Here is an 18,581-nt window from a genome sequence, read left to right as displayed (position 1 = left end):
CGCAAAGTGGGCCCAAAGGCCCGCGAACCTAGCCCCAAGGGGTTAGAAAACGACTCGTTTTGGCCGGATTCGGCGCATTCTTGTTATCAGTACCCCGGAAGAGCCATTTTGAATGGCCTTGTTCAGCATTGCCTTAAGCCGGCCTCCAGCGCTTACTCCATCAGCGTGAAAAGCTACTGATTCAATAGCATCTGCCGCAGTTTGCTTTGCAACGGAGTGTGTGTCACCCCGCCCATCGCCACCCGCGCCTGGCTGCGTGCACTGGCAAGGTGCAGGTCGATCTCTTGCACGACCTGCCCGGCATCGAACACAAAGGCCACATCGGCCAGGGCCAGCACGTCGTCCACATCGTGGGTGATCATCAGCGCCGGAATACCCCACTGGCGGCGCACTTGGGCCAGCTCTTCGCGCAGGCTTTGGCGCAAGGCAGGGTGCAGGGCCGCAAACGGCTCGTCCAGCAACAGCACCTGCGGCTGGCAGGCCAAGGCCCGCGCCAGCGCCACCCGCTGCTGCTGCCCGCCGGAAAGCGTGGCTGGGCGGCTGTGGGCCAGGGCGGCCAGGCCAAGGCTGTCCAGCAGGGTCTGGATGTGGGTTTGTTCCGGGACTGACAGGCTGCGTTTGCGCCAGCTTTTCAGGCCGAAGGCGATGTTCTCTTGCACCGACAAATGCGGAAACAGCGCGTAGTGTTGCGGCAGGTAGCCCACGCGGCGCTGGGGCGTGGGCACGTTGATTTTTTGGGCCGCGTCGAACAGCGTGCGCCCGTCCAGCCGAATATGGCCCTGCGTGGGCCGCAGCAGCCCGGCAATCGCCTGCAGCGTCAGCGTCTTGCCCGCACCCGAGGGGCCATACAGCGCAGCAAAGGGCACGTCGCTGGCGAAGCGTACAGCCAAGTCGAAGCGCCTGCGGCCATCGGAGACCGTGAGTTGGATGTCTACATCGATCACGGCTTACCAAAACCGTATTTGTTGAGCACCTGCTGGGCCACATCGGTGAACAGGAAGTTGACGAAGTTCTGCGCCACGGCCTTTTGCGGGCTGTCGCTGACCACCGCGATCGGGTACGACACGGGCGTGTGGCCCGGCGGGGTCAGGACAATCTTGACCTTGTCGCCGAACAAAATCGCGTCTGTGCGGTAGACGAAACCGGCTTCCACCTCGCCGCGGCTGACGTAGTCCAGCACCTGGCGTACGTTGTCGGCCTGCACAAACTTGGGCTCCAGCACCGTCCACAAATTCGCGCTGGTGAGGGTTTGCTGGGTGTAGCGGCCCGCGGGCACGGTGGCGGGCTTACCGATGGCGATTTTGCGCACAGCGGGCCCGGTCAGGTCTTGCAGGGTCTTGAGGCCGAGGCCGTCTTTGCCGGGCTCCACCAGCACCAGGCTGTTGGTGACGAAGTTTTTGCGGCTCTCAGGCACGATCAGCTTTTGCGCCACGGCCCGGTCCATGGTGTCCTTGTCGGCGCTGACGAACACGTCTACCGGCGCGCCCTGGCTGATTTGCTGCAGCAGCACGCCGGACGCGGCAAAGTTGAAGCGCACGGTAGTACCGGGCTGGCTGGCCTCGAATTTCGGGCCCAGTTCTTTGAACGCATCGGTCAGGCTGGCGGCAGTGGAGACGGTGATTTGCTGGGCCGATACGGCCAACGGCAGGAGCAGAAATAGGCTGATGAAACGCATGTTGGTCTAACGGAGTGAAAAAAAGCGGTTCGACAGCACCAGCACGGTGATGGACAGTACCGAGGTGATGGCCACCAGCAGCAGCGCCAGGTCGTCCTGCCCCGCCTGCACGGAGTCGTAAATCGCCATCGACAGGGTTTGGGTTTGCTGCGGAATCGAGCCCGCCACCATCAGCGACGCGCCGAATTCGCCCATGGCGCGGGCAAAGGCCAGGAGCGTACCGGCCAGGATGCCGGGCCAGGCGAGCGGCAAGGTAACGCGCAAGAAAACGGACAGCGGGCTTTGGCGCAGCGTGCTGGCCGCCGCCTCCAGCGAGAGGTCTACCCCGGCAAAGGCCGCGCTGGCGGATTTGAGCACCAGCGGCAAAGCGACGATGCTGGACGCGACCACCGCGCCGTGCCAGCTGAAAATAATCGTGTAGTCCAGGTGCGCCCGCAGCCAGCTACCCAGCGGGCTGCGCCGCCCGGCGGCCACCAGAATCGCGTAGCCGATCACCGTGGGCGGCAGCACCAGCGGCAGCATGCACACGGCTTCCAGCACGCCGCTACCAGGGAATTGTTTACGGGCAAAGACCCAGCCAAGTGCGATGCCCGCGATGGTGGCCAGCAGCGTCGCCACCGCCGCCACTTTGAGCGACAGGATGAGCGGAAACCAGTCCATGGTGGCGAGCAATGCAGACATGGCCCGCATTGTATCCAGCAGGATATAGCGGTAGGGCGCGCTAAGGCGCTAATAGATCTTGCAGCGCCGCAATGTCCGCCGCCGCCGCAGTACGGGCAGCCTCCTCCACCGCCCGGTAATGCCGCACCAGCTTTTCGCCCAGCGGCGACAGCGCCGTGCCCCCGCCCTGTACGCCCCCGGCAACCGTGGTGACCACAGGCGACACCAAGGCGCGGTTCATCTCGTCCACCAGCACCCAGGCGCGCCGGTACGACATGCCGAGCTGGCGGGCAGCAGCCGAGATGGAGCCGGTTTGCGCAATGGCTTCCAGCAGATCGACCTTGCCCGGGCCGATGGCAATGCTGGTATCGCGGTAGATGCGCAGGCGGAACTGGGCTTTGGAGGTGGGGGTCGTTGCGCTCACAGCGGCTTCACGAACAGGCCAATGGTCAGGCACACCCCGATGCAAACGATGGCGATGCGCAGGTATTTTTCGTTCACCCGGTGCAGCGCCCAGGAGCCGACCAAGCCGCCGACGATGGCACCCGCGCCCAGCACCAAGGCAGGCTGCCAATGCACCTGCGGCGAAGTGATGAACAAGGCCACGGCCGAGGCATTCATCACCCCGGCCAACGCGTTCTTGGTGGCCCCGGCGTTGCGGGTGGGCAAACCGGCCATGGTCAGTGCGGCCATCATCAAAAAGCCGATGCCGCCGCCGAAGTAGCCGCCGTAGATGGCGATGAAAAACTGCGCCACCGCCGCGCCTGCAGGGCCGATGTGCACCGAGGCTTCGCCAGGTTTGCGGAAAAAGCTGCCCCAGGCAAACACCACCGTGGCAAATAGCACCAGCCAGGGCACCAGCCGGGTAAAAATATCCGACGGGGTGTGCAGCAACAACAGGCCGCCCAGCGCCCCGCCCACCACGCTGACCAGCAGCAGCACCCAAAACGGCAGCGCGCCCGCACCAGTGACCAGCTTGCGGCCCGCCAAACCGGCCGTGACCTGGCCCGGAAACAGGGCCACGGTGGAAGTGATATTGGCCGCCAGCGGCGACATGCCCGACAGAATCAGCGCGGGCAAGGTGACGAACGAGCCACCACCGGCCAAAGAGTTTTGCAAACCCGCCCACAGCCCCGCCACCAAAATCAATGCAAGCACGCGTATCTTCCTAAAAATATAAAAAAACAGCTTCTAACGCAGGATACACCTACGCTAGCAGCTATTTATTGCATAGCAAAATCAGGCCAGGGCCAAATCCACAATGCCTTGCGCCTCTTTGGTGATGCGACGCAGGTGCTCTTCGCCATGGAAGCTCTCGGCGTAGATTTTGTAGATATTCTCGGTGCCCGAGGGGCGCGCGGCGAACCAGCCGTTTTCGGTCATCACCTTCAGGCCGCCCAGGCTGGCACCGTTGCCGGGGGCCGTGGTGAGCACCTGGGTGATGGGCTCGCCCGCCAGCTCGGCACTGGTGACCTGCTGTGGGGTGAGCTTGCCGAGCTTCTTTTTTTGCTCCGGCGTGGCGGGGGCGTCGATGCGGTCGTAGGCGGGGGCACCGAAGGCATCGGTCAGCAGCTTGTAGGCTTCGCCGGGGTCGCGGCCCGTGCGGCCAATGATTTCGGCCGACAGCAAGGCGGGCACCAGGCCGTCTTTGTCGGTGGTCCACACGCTGCCGTCGTGCCGCAGAAAGGACGCGCCCGCACTTTCTTCGCCTACAAAGCCCAGGCTGCCGTCACACAGGCCGTTGGCAAACCATTTGAAGCCGACAGGCACCTCGTACAGATTGCGACCCAGGCGAGCGGCCACCCGGTCGATCATGTTGCTGCTGACCAGGGTTTTGCCGATACCGGCCTGTGGGCTCCAGCCGGAGCGGTTCTGGAACAGGTAGTCGATGCACACGGCCAGGTAGTGGTTGGGTTGCATCAGGCCGACGCTGCGGGTGACGATGCCGTGGCGGTCGTGGTCGGTGTCGCAGGCAAAGGCGATGTCGTACTTGTCTTTCAGGCCGATCAACGAGGCCATGGCGTTCTTGCTGGACGGGTCCATGCGGATGCGGCCATCCCAGTCCACCGACATGAAGCGGAAGGTGGCATCCACCTGCTCGCTGACCACGCTGAGGTTCAGCGCGTATTTCTCGGCAATGCGGGCCCAGTAGTGCACGCCTGCGCCGCCCAGTGGGTCCACGCCCATGCGCACGCCCGAAGAGCGGATCACATCCATGTCGATCACATTGGCTAGGTCGGCCACGTAGGTGGTCACGTAGTCGTGGCGGTGGGTGGTGTCGGCGCGCAAGGCCTGGGCGTAGGGCATGCGCTTCACATCCTTGAGGCCGGTTTCCAGGTGCACATTGGCGGCTTTTTCGATCCAGCCGGTGATGTCGCTATCGGCCGGGCCGCCGTTGGTGGGGTTGTACTTGTAGCCACCGTCTTCGGGAGGGTTGTGCGACGGGGTCATCAAAATGCCGTCGGCCAAGCCGGTGCTGCGGCCCTGGTTGTAGACCAAGATGGCGTGCGACACGGCGGGCGTGGGGGTGTATTCGTCGCCCTCGGCCAGCATCACGTGCACGCCGTTGGCGGCCAGCACTTCCAGTGCGGTGGCCCCGGCGGGCTCGGACAAGGCGTGGGTGTCGATGCCCAGAAACACCGGGCCGGTGATGTTGTTCAGTGCCCGGTACTGGCAAATAGCCTGGGTGATGGCCAGCACGTGCTGTTCGTTGAAGCTGCTGTTGAAGGCGCTGCCCCGGTGGCCCGAGGTGCCAAACGCCACACGCTGGGTGCTCTGTGCCGGGTCGGGGCGCAGGCTGTAATAGGCAGTGACTAGGCGTGGCAAATTGACCAGCATGGAGAGCGGTGCGGTGTGACCGGCTAAGGGGCTGTGGGACATGGCAGGGTCCATTTCTTGTGGTGGGTTTGTCTCGCTGGGGCCTGCACGGCAGGCGTGCAAGCAGCAATATTGAACCACACCCGCCCCCCACTTTGGGCCTGTTACAGGGCCCTTACGCGATTAATCCGGATTAATTTAAAGCGCTTTGGAGGGCATACAGCCGCGCAATGTGTAAGCTCTGCCGCCCTGCTCCGACCAATGGCTATCGATTAATTTTTTTCAGGAGCCACCATGGCAAATGCTATTCAATATATAGCTGCTAGCGTACTGTCTATATGCGCAGGAGCCGCTTTTTCTGCTGAAATCATGTGCACGCAGCAATCGGGCAAAAACAAGCTGCCGGTGGTGGAGTTGTACACCTCGGAAGGCTGCAGCTCCTGCCCTCCCGCCGACCAGTGGCTCAGCCACCTGAAGGGCCAGGCCGCCGTGGTGCAGGCCTTCCACGTAGGGTACTGGGACCAACTGGGCTGGGTGGACCGCTTCGCCACGCCCGCGCACACCGTGCGCCAACGCCAGGTGGGCACCTGGAACCAGTTGGCTTCGATCTACACGCCACAAGCCGTGCTGAACGGCAAAGACTGGGCGCGCTGGGGCGGCAATGTGGCGGACAAAGCCGCCGAGCCGGGGTTGGCCAACATCAGCCTGCGGCAACTGGGGCCCGACCAGTTCGAGGCGCTGGTCACACCGGTGGCCGGTGCGCCGGGCCACTGGTCGGCCTACTGGACGGTGACCGAGAACGGCTACAGCTCCAAGGTAAAAGCGGGCGAAAACGCAGGCGAATTTTTGCAGCACGACTTTGTGGTGCGCCAGTATGTGGTGGCGGGGGTGTACGCCAGCGATTCCAGTACAGCGCAGAAGCTGACATTTCGCAGTATTGCCAGCAGCCTGGACCATCCGCGGCAGGTGAACCTGGTGGTGTTTGACCCGCAAACGGGCAAGACGCTGCAGGCCGTCACTGCCCCTTGCTGAATCGCCCCTTGTCGAATCGAAAGCTACACCTTGCGTAGCACGTAACCGATGCGCGGAAAGTGCACGTGCACCGTGCCTGCCCGCGCGTCCACCCGGCGCAGCGTGAGGTGCATGCGGGTGGCGGCGACCAGTTCGCCCTCGGTCGCCTCCAGGCCAAAGCTCTCGGCGTGCACGCGGACCTGGCTGCCCAATGGAATGCCGTGGTCGTCCTGGAACACCTCATCGGCCAGGGGTATCGGCGTGGCGGCTGCCGCCACGGCTATCGCGTCCGCAGATTTCATCCGCCCCGCCTCCTCCTGGGCGAACGCCGCCATGCGGTCCATCCAGGCCAGCACGCCGGGGGTGGCATCCAGAATGCCTGCAGTGCTGGGCACATTCACGCGGGTAAACCACAGCGGCGCGTAGGCCGCAAAGTCGGCCAGGCAGGGCGTGTTGCCGACCAGAAAGGCCTGGTCTTCCAGCATGGTGGCCAGGCGGCGCAGGTAGGATTTGTAGGCGGTGGTGGCATCACTCACCCGCAGGCGCGGAGCGATGCCGCCCATCTTGGCCCGGTCGTCGGCAAAAGCCTGGGCGAAGCCGGGCGGTGCCTGGCCAAACAACTGCGCTGCGCCGTCGGGCTGGAAGTTGTAGGCCATGGCGGTGCCAAACAGCGTGGTGTCGGCCCACTGCGCCAGCACCCGCGCCAGGCCCTTGTGGCTGCTGGGCGAGAGGGATGGCGTGGGCTGGCGGTGCTCCAGCACGTCGCAAATCAGGGCGGTGTCGCAGTAGATGTCGGCACCGATTTGCAGGATGGGCGTTTTGCGGTAGCCGCCGGTGAGCGCCTCCACGTCGGGCTTGGGCGCGATGGGCGGTATGTTGACCGACTGCCAGGGCAGTTGCTTGAAGGCCAGCACACGGCGGATTTTTTCGGCGAAGGGCGAGGTTTTGTAGTGGTGCAGGATCAGATCGGTCATCCGGGTCTCCGTTATTTTTGCTTGGAATTCATCCGCGAACGCAGGTAAATCAACACCGCTCCCAGCGCCGCCGCAATGCCGCCACCCACCACCAGGGCCAGCCCCAGGTCATCGTCGGCCCGCTGGGTAAACAGGCCTAACACCAGGGTCAGCAGCCCGCCGTACAGCAGGATCCAGACGGCGTTTTCGACCCTGCGAATAGTTTTTTCGGTGAACATGGCCGCACTGTAACCCTGTGGGGCACCGTACGCTAGTTTTACAAGAAATAGGCCTCTAGCGCAGGTGGAATATATGCTAGTAGCTATTATTTTTAGAGTACCTCGAAGACGCCCGCAGCGCCCATGCCACCGCCGATGCACATGGTGACCAGCACGCGCTTGGCACCACGCCGCTTGCCTTCGATCAGCGCGTGGCCGGTCAGGCGCTGGCCGCTCACGCCGTAAGGGTGGCCCACGGCAATCGCGCCGCCGTTCACGTTCAGCAGCTCGGCCGGAATACCCAGCTTGTCGCGGCAGTAGATCACCTGTACCGCGAAGGCTTCGTTCAGCTCCCACAGGTCAATATCGCTGACCTTCAGGCCCAGGCGCTTGAGCACCTTGGGGATAGCGAACACGGGGCCGATGCCCATCTCATCCGGCTCGCAGCCCGCCACCGCGAAGCCCAAAAAGCGGCCCAGCGGCTGCAAGCCGCGCTGGCTGGCCAGGGTTTCGTTCATCACCACGACAGCACCGCCGCCGTCGGAGAACTGGCTGGCGTTACCGGCAGAGATCAGGCCGCCCGGCATCGCCGAGCGCAGCCCGGCAATGCCTTCCGCCGTGGTGCCGTCGCGGATGCCTTCGTCCTGGCTCACGGTGACTTCCTTGGTCATCAAACCACGCAGCTTGTCGGCCACGCCCATGGTGACGGTGATGGGGGCGATCTCGGCGGTGAACAGCCCGGCGGCCAGGGCGGCAACGGCTTTTTGCTGGCTGGCCGCGCCGTATGCGTCCATCTGCGCACGGCTGATGCCGTAGCGCTGGGCCACCATTTCGGCGGTTTGCAGCATGTTCCAGTAGATCTCGGGCTTGTTTTTGGCCAGCCAGGGGTCGGTCAGCATGTGGGTGTTCATCTCTTGCTGCACGCAGGAAATGCTTTCCACACCGCCCGCCACGTACACATCGCCCTCGTTGGCAATGATGCGCTGCGCGGCCATGGCGATGGTCTGCAGACCGGACGAGCAAAAGCGGTTAACCGTGACACCCGAGGTGGTGACCGGGCAGCCTGCACGCAGGGCGATCTGGCGGGCGATGTTGGCCCCGGTGGCACCCTCGGGCGTGGCGCAGCCCATGATCACATCATCGACTTCGGCAGCTTCAATGCCTGCGCGCTGGATGGCGTGCTGTACGGCGTGGCCGCCCAGGGTGGCCCCATGGGTCATGTTGAAAGAGCCCTTCCAGCTTTTGGCCAGGGGGGTGCGGGCGGTGGAAACGATTACGGCGGCGGTCATGTTCTGTGTTCCTTAGTTGAAGGTTTGGCCGTCGGCAGCCAGGCGGGCCAGCAGGGGCGCGGGGGTCCAGATGGCGGCATCGTCCAGCGGGTTCTGGGCAAACCGCTGCATGGCCTGCACCACGTTAAAAAGCCCGATCTCGTTCGCGTAATGCATGGGGCCACCGCGGTAAATCGGGAAGCCGTAGCCGGTCAAATACACCATGTCGATGTCGCCAGATTTGGAGGCAATGCCCTCCTCCAGGATGTGCGCGGCCTCGTTCACCATGGCGAACACCAGGCGCTGCACGATTTCTTCATCACCAATCTTGCGCGGCGTAATGCCCAGACTGGCCCGGTTGTCGGCCACCATCTTCTCCACCAGCGCGCTAGGCAGCGCGTCGCGCTTGCCCGCCTGGTAGTCGTACCAGCCCGCGCCGGTTTTCTGGCCAAAGCGCCCCAGCTCGCACAGCAGATCGGCTGTCTTGCTGTACTTCACGCCCGGCTGTTCCACATATTTGCGCTTGCGGATGGCCCAGCCGATATCGTTACCCGCCAGGTCGCCCATGCGGAACGGCCCCATGGCCATGCCGAACTTTTCCAGGGCCTTGTCGACCTGCGCCGGGGTGCAGCCCTCGTCCAGCAAAAAGCCCGCTTGGCGGCCATATTGCTCGATCATGCGGTTGCCGATGAAACCGTCGCACACACCGGACACCACCGAGGTTTTCTTGATCTTTTTGCCCAGCGCCATCACCGTGGCCAGCACGTCCTTGGCGGTAGCCTTGCCGCGCACCACTTCCAGCAGCTTCATCACATTGGCAGGGCTGAAAAAATGCGTGCCCACCACGTCGTGCGGGCGCAGGGTGAAGCTGGCGATCTGGTCCAAATCCAGCGTGGAGGTGTTGCTGGCCAAAATCGCGCCGGGTTTCATCACCCGGTCCAGCTCTTGGAACACGGCTTTTTTAACGCCCATGTCTTCAAACACGGCTTCGATCACCATGTCGGCATCTCTCAGGTCGTCGTAACTCAGCGTGGTGCTCAAGAGGGCCATGCGCTGCTCGAACTTGTCTTGCTTGAGCTTGCCTTTGGTGACTTGCGCTTCGTAGTTTTTGCGGATGGTGGCCACGCCGCGCTCCAGCGCTTCGGGTTTGGCCTCCAGCATCTTGACCGGAATGCCTGCGTTCAGGAAATTCATTGCGATGCCGCCGCCCATGGTGCCCGCGCCAATGACCGCTATGCGCTTGATAGCTCGCTGTGCAGTGTCGGCGGGCACATCGGGTATTTTGGAGGCAGCACGCTCGGCCGCGAAAAGGTGGCGCAAGGCCCGGCTTTCCGAGGTCATCATCAGGCCCATAAAAGTGCTGATCTCGAACGCCATGCCCGCTTCAAATTTTTGCTTGGTGGCGGCTTCCACCGCATCCACGCACTTCAGCGGGGCCGGGTAGTTCTTCGCCATGCCCTTGACCATGTTGCGGGCGAACTGGAAGTAGGCATCGCCCTGCGGGTGCTTGCATTTGAGGTTGCGCACCAGCGGCAAGGGGCGCACGTCGGCAATGGATTGGGCGAAAGCCAGGGCTTCTTCCATCAGCGATTCGGCTGATGCGGCCAGTTTATCAAACAGCTTTTGACCGGGCAGTGATGCCAGCAGCTCACTCTTGACCGGCTCGCCGCTGACGATCATGTTCAGCGCGGCTTCCACGCCCAGCACCCGGGGTAGCCGCTGCGTGCCGCCCGCGCCGGGGATCAGGCCCAGCTTGACCTCGGGCAGAGCCACGTTGCAGCCGGGTGCGGCCACGCGGTAATGGCAACCCAATGCAGTCTCCAACCCGCCGCCCATACAAACAGAGTGGATGGCGGCTACCACCGGCTTGGCCGAGTGCTCGATGGCCAAAATCATGCTCAGCAGGTTGGGCTCCTGCATGGCCTGCGGCGTGTCAAATTCCTTGATGTCTGCCCCGCCCGAAAACGCCTTGCCCGCACCGGTCAGCACAATCGCTACCACCGTCTTATCGGCATTCGCCTGCGCCAGCCCGGCGGTCACCGCACGGCGCGTCGCCAGGCCCAAGCCGTTGACCGGCGGGTTGTTCAGCGTGATCACGGCGATGTTGCCGTGGACTTGGTAGTGGGGGTTGGGAGCCGTCATGCGTACACCTCAAGGTTGGAATAGAACGATCGTTCGATTTTTATTCTAGAGGCTCACGGCGGAATCGCATCTGCTGGTTTGTCCCAGTTGGGACAAACCAGCAGAGCGACTGCACAAGTGTCCTGGCTGGCCTGTACCAGGGTGCTTGACCAGGCTCAGCGCACCGACACGGTCGTCGGCCCAGCGCCGTTGGTCGATGCCGTCCCCACGGCCGTCAACGCGCCGCTGGAGCCTACGCTGTACGAGCTCACGGTGGCATCGCTGTAATTGGTTACGTACACATAGCTACCGCTGGGCGATGTGGAAATGCCGCGCGGATTGGTGCCGGTGGTAACGGTGGCAGAAGGCAAGGCGGTGAGCTTGCCGCTGCTGATGCTGTACTGCGACACGGTGTTATCGCCCGCATTCGTTACATATACATAGCGACCGCCAGGGCCCACCACCACGGCATGCGGTGTGGTGCCAGTGCTGACGCTGGTAGGCGAGAGAGACGTTAGCACGCCACCGGTGCCGATGCTGAACTGGGCCAGCTTGGCGCTGTTGGCCAGGGTCACGTAAACGTATTTGCTGCTTGGGTCGATAGCAAGGTTTACTGGCCCGGTGCCCGAGCCTGTGACGCTTACGGAAGCGGGGGTCAGGGCGGCCAAAGCGCCAGTGCTGCCCACGGCGTACTGCGAAATCGTATTGCCGCTGCTGTTGGCCACGTAGACGTACAGGCCGTCCGGACTGACGGCCACGCCGTAGGGGTTCACGCCCGCGGCCACCGAGGCGGTTGACATGGCCGTGAGCGTGCCGCTGGAGCCGATGGTGAACTGCGACACACTGGCATCGCCGTAGTTGGACACATACAGGTATTTGCTGTTCGGGCTGATGGCCAGGCCGTAGCCGGCGCTTTGGGCAGTACCCGAGCCAAATGCCGTCAGCGCGCCGGTGGTGCTGGAGACGGTGTAGATGCCGATGGCCGAACTGTCGAGGAAGCTGACGTAGGCGAACTTTCCGTCGGCACTGGTGCTGAGGCTGGACGGCGAATAGGAAGTAGCCAAAGTCGCCGGGCTTTGTGCCACCAGGGCTCCGATGCTGCCAACGCCGAACTGGGCCAGGCCCATACCCGCCAAATTGCTGGTAAAGGCCGCGTAGCTGCGGCAATTGACCACCACGCTGGTGACGGCGCTGCCACCGCTGCCACTGGCATGGGTGGCCACGCACGTTTGCCCGTCGGGCTGGGTGGCGACGGTGACTGCGTAGTCGCCACTCATCTGGTCGCTGAAGGTGAAGCTGGTGGCGCCCGATGCCACTGCCTGCGTCGATGTGCTATTGGCCAGCACCAGGCCACTGGTGGTCAGGCCGTTGACGGTGCCGCCCAGTGTGTAGGCGGTGCTATCGCTGCTGCTGGTGCCACCGCCACAGGCCGTCAGCAGAGAGGCGATGGCGAAAGTGAAAATGCCGTGACGAATGGGGTGCCGAGTCATCAAGATGGTGCTTTCAAAAAATATTCTGAACTTCACCATATCAGCCGTATATAAAGTTTTCTATCAAAAAACACCCTGCTCCGCCCCGGTAGAAATAGGCTAAGTGGCCCTAAGCCTCCAGCCATTCACGGCGCACCGCTGCGTCGCTGAGCAACTGCTGCGGCGAGCCATCCAACACAATGCGCCCCCGCCCCATCACCAGCACCCGGTCGGCCACCTCCAGCGCCAGCGCCTGCTTCTGCTCCACCAGCAGCACCGCCACGCCCTGGGTTTTCAGTAGGCGCAGGGCGGCGGCCACCTGCTCCACCACCTGCGGGGCCAGGCCTTCGGTGGGTTCGTCGATGACCAGGAGCTGGGGGTTGCCCATCAGCGCGCGGGCCAGGGCCAGCATTTGTTGTTCGCCGCCCGAGAGCACGCCGCCGGGGGTGTGTTGGCGGGCTTTCAAATGCGGAAACAGGGTGTAGACGGCATCGAATGTCCACGGGCCTGTGCCTTTTTGGCCCAGCAGCAGGTTGTGGTGCACGCTCAGGCGCGGAAAGATGTCGCGGGCTTCGGCCACATAGGCAATGCCTTGCTGGGCGATGGCATACGGCGGCTGGCCCACCAGTTGCTGGCCGCGCCAGAGGATGGAGCCCTCACAGCGCACCAGACCCATCAGCGCCTTGGCGGTGGTGGAGCGGCCCGCGCCGTTGCGGCCCAGCAGGGCCACGGTTTCACCGGGCTGGATGGCGAACGACACCCCGTGCAGCACGTGGGCGGGGCCGTAGAAGGCGCGCAGGTTCTGGACTTGCAGCATCAGGCCACCTGCCCCAGGTAGGCCGCTTGCACCAGCGGGTTGGCGCGCACCGCATCCGGCGTGTCGAAGGCGATGACTTCGCCCGCAACTAATACGGCAATTTTGGCCGCTAGCGCAGATACCACCTGCATATCGTGCTCTATTATTAATAGCGTCTTGCCTTGGGTTACTTCGCGGATGAGCTGCACAAAAGCGGCCGCCTCGTGTGCGCCCATGCCCGCTGTAGGTTCGTCCAGCAGGATGACGCTGGCCCCGCCTGCGATGGTGATGCCCAGCTCCAGCGCGCGCTGCTCGGCATAGGTGAGGTGGGCGGCCAGCACGTCGCGTTTGCCGTCCAGCTGCACCTGGGCCATGACCTGCTCGGCCCGCTGGCGTACATCCTGCAAACCGGCCATCAAGCGCCAAAAGGTGTAGCCATAGCCCCGGCTCCACAGCAGGCTGCAGCGCAGGTTCTCGAACACACTGAGCTGGGTAAACAGGTTGCTGGTCTGGAAGCTACGCGACAGGCCCGCGCGGTAGATCTCGAACGGTTTTTTGCCGTGGATGGGCTGGCCGTGCAGCAAAATCTGGCCGCTGCTGGGCGCGGTGCGGCCACTGATGAGGTTAAAAGCGTGGATTTGCCAGCGCCGTTGGGGCCGATCAAGGCCACGCGCTCGCCTGCGGCTACGGACAAATCTGTGCCGCGAATGATCTGCGCCAGGCCAAAGCTTTTACGCAGGGCGATGAGTTGCAGCGCGGGGGTCATTTGCGCAGGCCCAAAAATACGCCCGCCCCCAAGGCCGCAGCGGCCCCGGCCCAGCTCAGGCCGCTGGTCGCGTCCAGCACCAGGCCCATGAAGCCCACCTGCGGCCCCAGCGCCGCCCGCAGTTGCAGCTGGTAGACCATCTCCACCATGGCCGCAAACCCGGCAAACGCCAGTGCCCAGGCCGCGTACCTTGGCGCATCGCGCCAGCGCAGTTGCCCCGCCAGACTCACCACGCCACCGGGCACCCACACCACCATGGCAATGAACACCAGGCCCACGTACAGCAGCCAGGCCTTGGTGATGCCGCTGAGCAGCACATTCGCCAGCACCATCAGCACGGCACCCGCTACGGGGCCGAAAAAGTGGCCGGACCCGCCCAGAAAGGTAAACAGCAAATAGGCCCCCGAGCGCTGGCTGCCCAGCACATCAGCGGTGACGGTCTCGAACTGCAGCGCAGCCAGCCCACCGCCAATGCCTGCAAAAAACCCGGCGATGACCACCGCCAAGAAGCGGATGCGCCGCGCATCAAAGCCCACAAACTCCACCCGCTCGGGGTTGTCGCGCACCGCATTGAGCATGCGGCCCAGCGGGGTCAGGGTGAAAACGAACATCAGCGCGGTGCAGACCAGGGTGTAAGCAGCGACCAGGTAATACACCTGAATCTGCGGCCCCAAAGTGATGCCCCATGGCGCAACGCCCGCCACCCGATTGCCCGACACGCCCGCCTCGCCGCCAAACACCTGCGGCAGCAGCCAGGCCAGGGCCGCCACCAGCTCACCCAGGCCCAGCGTGACCATGGCGAAGGTGGTGGCCGACTTTTGTGCCGTCAGCCAGCCCAGCAGCAACGCCACCCCGGCCCCGGCCAGCCCGCCTACGATGGGCACCAGACTGACCGGCAACACAGCGGCGTTCAACGCATGGATGGCTGCGAACGCGCCCAAGCCGGAATAGACGGCGTGGCCAAAACTCAGCATGCCACCCTGCCCCAGCAGAATGTTGTAGCTCAGGCAGACGATGGCGGCGATGCCCATCTGCGTCAGCAGGTTCAGGCCCAGGCTGCTGCTAAAGACCCAGGGCGCGGCCAGCAGCGCCAGCGCGAATACGGCCCCCCCCGCCTTAATCCGCACGCTGCCCCCACAAGCCTTGCGGACGAGAGACGAGCACCAACACCAACAGCAGGTACGGCAACAGCGGCGCAAAACGGCTGATCGGGTCTATTCCCACCGCAAAGGTCTGCAGCACGCCAATCAGCAAGGACGCGCCAAGCGCCCCGGTCAGCGAGCCCATGCCGCCCACCACCACGAACACGAACACGACAGAGCCCACGGTGGCCGCCATGCCGGGTTCGGTGACAAAGGCGTTGCCGCCCACTACACCCGCCAGCCCGGCCAGCGCCGCGCCGCCGCCAAACACCAGCATGAAAATACGCGGCACGTTGTGGCCCAGGGCCTGCACGGCATCGGGGTGCGTTAACGCCGCCTGCACCACCAGGCCGGTGCGGGTACGGGTGAACAGCAGCCACAGCGCCAGCCACATGCCCAGCGCCACCAGCACCATAAAGGCCCGGTAGGCGGGGAAAGGCGTGCCCCACAGCGTGAACAGCGGCCCGGCCAGGACTTCGGGAATGCGGTAGTCCACCGGGCCACGCCCCCACACCAGTTGCACCAGCTCGCCCAGCACGGTGGCCAAGCCAAAAGTCACCAGCATCTCGGCCTTGTGCCGCCCGGGGCCGTGGGCATGGACCCGGCGCAGCACCCATCTTTCAAACGCCGCGCCCACCAAGCCCACCAGCAGCGGAGCCAGCAGCAGCGCGGGCCAGAAGCCCAGCACCAGCGTCAGGCTATAGGCCGCGTAGGCGCCCAGCATGTAGAAGCTGGCGTGCGCCAGATTGAGCACACCCAGCAGGCTGAAGATCAGCGTCAGCCCGGCACTCAGCATGAACAGCACCAGACCGTAACTGAGGCCGTTTAAGAGCGAGAGGGTGAAGAATTCCATGCGGGCGGGTGTGGTGCGGAGCGGCGGCGAAGTGTAGCCCGCTGCGAATAGCCAGCCCATTTGCTATTAAAAAAGTAGCTATATCCGTATATGGAATATACGCTAGGGGCTAATATTTTATAAATTTTTAAGCTGGCAGCAGTGAATACGAATACACACCATCGCACCACAAAGCTTTACCCCGTAGATACACCGCAAGCAGCCTGCGGTGTAGCGATCCGACCCAGAATAGTCAGCGTCTGCCACGCATCGGTTGCGGGCACAGACAGGTTTTTTATGCGTTAGTTTTCAAGGAGAAAGTCATGGGTTTACTCAACGAGATCATCGGTGCCGTGGTAGCGGTAGAGGGCGTGAAAAAGCTGGACCCGGATGCGTCCTTGCTCACCGAAGGGCTGGTGGCCTTTGGCGGCTACAAAGCGGTCGAAGAAGTGACCGAACACTTGGAGAAGAAGGAAGAAGCCGACGGCAGCGCGCCCGCTGCTTGATCCTCCCAGATAACTACCGGCTCACAGCCCCGGCAGCCGGTAGTCTTTCAGCATCTCGCGCAAGCGCATTTTTTGCATCTTGCCGGTGGCACCCAGCGGGATGGCATCGACAAATACCACGTCGTCCGGCACCTGCCACTTGGCGATTTTGCCGTCGTAAAACTGCAGTAATTCGGCCGCGCTGAGTTCTGCACCAGGCTTTTTCACCACCACCACGATAGGCCGCTCATCCCATTTGGGGTGTTGCACGCCAATGCAGGCGGCCATGGCCACGGCCGGGTGGGCCACAGCGATGTTTTCTACCGCGATGGAGCTGATCCATTCGCCGCCGGACTTGATTACGTCCTTGCTACGGTCGGTGATTTGAAGGTAGCCGTCGGCATCGATGGTGGCCACGTCGCCAGTGGGAAACCAGCCGTCCACCAGCGGGCTGGGCTCGGGGCTGCGGTAGTAATCGGCCACGATCCACGGGCCCTGGACCAGCAGGTCACCGGCCGACTGGCCGTCATGCGGCAGCGGCTGGCCGTCTTCGCCCAGCACCTTCATATCGACCCCGTACACGGCCCGGCCCTGTTTCAGGCGCATCGCCAATTGCTCTTCTTTAGTGAGCAGCAAGTGCTTGTTCTTCAGGGTGCACAGCGTGCCCAGGGGCGACAGCTCGGTCATGCCCCAGGCGTGGATCACCTCCACGCCGTAATCTTGCTGGAAGGCCTTGACCATGGCCGGTGGGCAGGCCGAGCCGCCAATGACCGTGCGCTGCAGGCTGCCAAAGCGCAGGCCCGCGGGTTGCATGTGGCCCAGCAGCATCTGCCACACCGTGGGCACGCCCGCGGCAAAAGTGACCTTTTCCGACTCGATCAGGTTGTAGACCGAGGGGCCGTCCATGGCCGGGCCGGGGAACACCAGCTTGCAGCCAGTGAGCGCCGCGCTGTACGGAATGCCCCAGGCGTTGACGTGGAACATGGGCACCACGGCCAGCACCGCATCGCGGGCGCTGAGGTCCATGGCATCGGGCAAGGCTGCGGCGTAGGCGTGCAAGGTGGTGGAGCGGTGGCTGTACAGCACGCCCTTGGGGTCGCCGGTGGTGCCGCTGGTGTAGCACAGGCTGGAGGCGGTGTTTTCGTCAAACTGCGGCCATTGGTAGGTGGTGGAGGCGGCAGCGATCCAGGCCTCGTAGCTGACCAGGTTGGGAATGCCGGTGTCGGCGGGCAGCTTGTCGGCATCGCACAGCATCACCCAATGTTGCACCATGGGGCATTGGGCGTGGAGGGACTGGATCAGCGGCAGGAATGTGGCATCGAAGCACAGCACCCGGTCTTCGGCATGCTGGGTGATCCAGGCGATTTGCGCGGGGTGCAGGCGCGGGTTGATGGTGTGCAGCACCCGCCCCGAGCCGCTAACGCCGTAATACAACTCCAGGTGGCGGTAGCCGTTCCAAGCCAGCGTGGCCACGCGGTCGCTGAAAGCCAGGCCCCAGCCGTCCAGGGCGTTGCCCACCTGGCGGGCACGGGCAGCCACGGAGCGGTAGCTGGTGCGGTGGATGTCGCCCTCGACCCGGCGCGAGACAATTTCGCCGTCGCCGTGGTGGCGATCGGCGAACGCGATCAAGGTCGAAATCAACAGGGGTTGGTTTTGCATCAGGCCCAGCATCGGCAGTCTCCTTGGATTGGATTGCCAGTATTGCCCAATGCGCGGGGCCTGCCCCCCGGTGTTGACCCGCAGACTGTCACCCAGGCGGCAAGTTACACGCTAGCCCAGTACAGGGCGTAGCGGCTTTATGCGGCTCTGCCCTTGGCTAGAAGCAGTTTGCGGCGGCGGACAACAACCCCCATGGAAGCCAAACCGGTCAGCACCAAAGGTAAGGTGGCGGGTTCGGGCACTTCGGCGACTGTGACAGCGCTGCAGCCCTGTGAGTCGATCACAGATCCGTCGCCTGATGACACATACGAGGTTGCCGAATAAAGACCGGCACACGACCGGCCCACGCCAATAACGGTGGTGTTCGCACCGACACTGATGTATGTCAGCGCAAAAATACTGCCTTCAAAAGTCGAAGTCGCGCCCAGGGCCGCATATCCACCGGTATTCCAAAATATGCTGTCGCCCACACCAGCATTTATCAATTGGATGGAGGTAGAGGCACCGGTGACCAAATAATCCGTAATATTGAAAATCCAGGTCTGGTTGTCCATATTCTGGGCATCCAGCGTTAAGGCAATGCTGAACAAGGCCATTCAAAATGGCTCTTCCGGGGTACTGATAACAAGAATGCGCCGAATCCGGCCAAAACGAGTCGTTTTCTAACCCCTTGGGGCTAGGTTCGCGGGCCTTTGGGCCCACTTTGCGC

General features: G+C 63.4%; 18 protein-coding genes and 1 pseudogene. 2 read left to right on the top strand and 17 right to left on the bottom strand.

Features of this window, described 5'->3' with window-relative positions; all coding sequences use genetic code 11:
- Positions 1-173 precede the first annotated feature (173 nt).
- The 6 genes from Q0T48_RS10960 to pgm all read right to left on the bottom strand — a co-directional run bounded on the left by Q0T48_RS10960 (position 174) and on the right by pgm (position 5,215).
- Positions 174-944, bottom strand: a complete 771-nt coding sequence (locus tag Q0T48_RS10960) for an ATP-binding cassette domain-containing protein (RefSeq protein ID WP_295956210.1) — start codon at positions 942-944, stop codon at positions 174-176.
- Positions 941-1,675 (bottom strand): molybdate ABC transporter substrate-binding protein, encoded by a 735-nt coding sequence (gene modA / locus Q0T48_RS10955; protein ID WP_295956208.1) that lies wholly within the window; start codon positions 1,673-1,675, stop codon positions 941-943. The genes Q0T48_RS10960 and modA overlap by 4 nt, the downstream gene beginning before the upstream one ends.
- A 6-nt stretch (positions 1,676-1,681) precedes the next feature.
- A complete protein-coding gene (gene modB, locus Q0T48_RS10950; protein ID WP_295956207.1) occupies positions 1,682-2,365 on the bottom strand; it encodes a molybdate ABC transporter permease subunit in 684 nt (227 codons plus the stop codon).
- Positions 2,366-2,396: 31 nt separating this feature from the next.
- Positions 2,397-2,759, bottom strand: coding sequence for a LysR family transcriptional regulator (locus Q0T48_RS10945; protein ID WP_295956205.1), 363 nt, complete (start codon positions 2,757-2,759; stop codon positions 2,397-2,399).
- Positions 2,756-3,493, bottom strand: a complete 738-nt coding sequence (locus Q0T48_RS10940; RefSeq protein ID WP_295956203.1) for a sulfite exporter TauE/SafE family protein — start codon at positions 3,491-3,493, stop codon at positions 2,756-2,758. Before Q0T48_RS10940 ends, Q0T48_RS10945 begins: the two co-directional genes overlap by 4 nt.
- Positions 3,494-3,574: 81 nt before the next feature.
- Entirely contained in the window at positions 3,575-5,215 is a 1,641-nt protein-coding gene (pgm, locus tag Q0T48_RS10935) for a phosphoglucomutase (alpha-D-glucose-1,6-bisphosphate-dependent) (protein WP_295956201.1), read from the bottom strand.
- A 306-nt stretch (positions 5,216-5,521) separates the two neighbouring features.
- Between pgm and Q0T48_RS10930 the strand changes: the two genes are divergently transcribed.
- Positions 5,522-6,184, top strand: coding sequence for a DUF1223 domain-containing protein (locus Q0T48_RS10930; RefSeq protein WP_295956199.1), 663 nt, complete (start codon positions 5,522-5,524; stop codon positions 6,182-6,184).
- Positions 6,185-6,207: 23 nt separating this feature from the next.
- On the opposite strand, the gene Q0T48_RS10925 is transcribed toward Q0T48_RS10930, so the two are convergent.
- The 9 genes and pseudogenes from Q0T48_RS10925 to Q0T48_RS10885 all read right to left on the bottom strand — a co-directional run bounded on the left by Q0T48_RS10925 (position 6,208) and on the right by Q0T48_RS10885 (position 15,749).
- On the bottom strand, positions 6,208-7,137 hold the full coding sequence (locus Q0T48_RS10925; RefSeq protein WP_295956196.1) for a glutathione S-transferase family protein: 930 nt from the start codon (positions 7,135-7,137) through the stop codon (positions 6,208-6,210).
- Between the two features lie 11 nt (positions 7,138-7,148).
- Positions 7,149-7,355, bottom strand: a complete 207-nt coding sequence (locus Q0T48_RS10920; protein ID WP_295956194.1) for a hypothetical protein — start codon at positions 7,353-7,355, stop codon at positions 7,149-7,151.
- Between the two features lie 92 nt (positions 7,356-7,447).
- Entirely contained in the window at positions 7,448-8,623 is a 1,176-nt protein-coding gene (locus tag Q0T48_RS10915) for an acetyl-CoA C-acyltransferase (protein WP_295956192.1), read from the bottom strand.
- A 12-nt stretch (positions 8,624-8,635) separates the two neighbouring features.
- Complete coding sequence (locus tag Q0T48_RS10910) at positions 8,636-10,744, bottom strand: 3-hydroxyacyl-CoA dehydrogenase NAD-binding domain-containing protein (protein ID WP_295956190.1); 2,109 nt, start codon at positions 10,742-10,744, stop codon at positions 8,636-8,638.
- Positions 10,745-10,899: 155 nt separating this feature from the next.
- Entirely contained in the window at positions 10,900-12,213 is a 1,314-nt protein-coding gene (locus Q0T48_RS10905; RefSeq protein WP_295956188.1) for a beta-propeller fold lactonase family protein, read from the bottom strand.
- 109 nt (positions 12,214-12,322) lie between these two features.
- Positions 12,323-13,009 carry an ABC transporter ATP-binding protein gene (locus Q0T48_RS10900; protein WP_295956186.1) on the bottom strand — a complete coding sequence of 229 codons (687 nt, stop codon included), beginning with the start codon at positions 13,007-13,009 and terminating at the stop codon, positions 12,323-12,325.
- Positions 13,009-13,754, bottom strand: a pseudogene (locus Q0T48_RS10895) (ABC transporter ATP-binding protein). Before Q0T48_RS10895 ends, Q0T48_RS10900 begins: the two are co-directional and overlap by 1 nt.
- Complete coding sequence (locus Q0T48_RS10890) at positions 13,751-14,881, bottom strand: branched-chain amino acid ABC transporter permease (protein ID WP_295956184.1); 1,131 nt, start codon at positions 14,879-14,881, stop codon at positions 13,751-13,753. Before Q0T48_RS10890 ends, Q0T48_RS10895 begins: the two are co-directional and overlap by 4 nt.
- Positions 14,871-15,749 carry a branched-chain amino acid ABC transporter permease gene (locus tag Q0T48_RS10885; protein ID WP_295956182.1) on the bottom strand — a complete coding sequence of 293 codons (879 nt, stop codon included), beginning with the start codon at positions 15,747-15,749 and terminating at the stop codon, positions 14,871-14,873. The genes Q0T48_RS10890 and Q0T48_RS10885 overlap by 11 nt, the downstream gene beginning before the upstream one ends.
- A gap of 302 nt (positions 15,750-16,051) precedes the next feature.
- On the opposite strand from Q0T48_RS10885, the gene Q0T48_RS10880 reads away from it, so the two are divergent.
- A complete protein-coding gene (locus tag Q0T48_RS10880; RefSeq protein ID WP_295956181.1) occupies positions 16,052-16,234 on the top strand; it encodes a hypothetical protein in 183 nt (60 codons plus the stop codon).
- 21 nt (positions 16,235-16,255) lie between these two features.
- On the opposite strand, the gene Q0T48_RS10875 is transcribed toward Q0T48_RS10880, so the two are convergent.
- Positions 16,256-17,884 carry a 3-(methylthio)propionyl-CoA ligase gene (locus Q0T48_RS10875; RefSeq protein ID WP_295956179.1) on the bottom strand — a complete coding sequence of 543 codons (1,629 nt, stop codon included), beginning with the start codon at positions 17,882-17,884 and terminating at the stop codon, positions 16,256-16,258.
- Between the two features lie 125 nt (positions 17,885-18,009).
- Positions 18,010-18,468, bottom strand: a complete 459-nt coding sequence (locus Q0T48_RS10870; RefSeq protein ID WP_295956177.1) for an ice-binding family protein — start codon at positions 18,466-18,468, stop codon at positions 18,010-18,012.
- Positions 18,469-18,581 lie beyond the last annotated feature (113 nt).

Origin of the sequence: Rhodoferax sp. (assembly GCF_025354435.1) — a bacterium.
In the GTDB taxonomy this organism is placed as follows: domain Bacteria; phylum Pseudomonadota; class Gammaproteobacteria; order Burkholderiales; family Burkholderiaceae_C; genus Rhodoferax_B.
The sequence above is the reverse complement of the archived record's forward strand: the minus strand, read 5'-3'. Positions and strand labels throughout refer to the sequence as shown.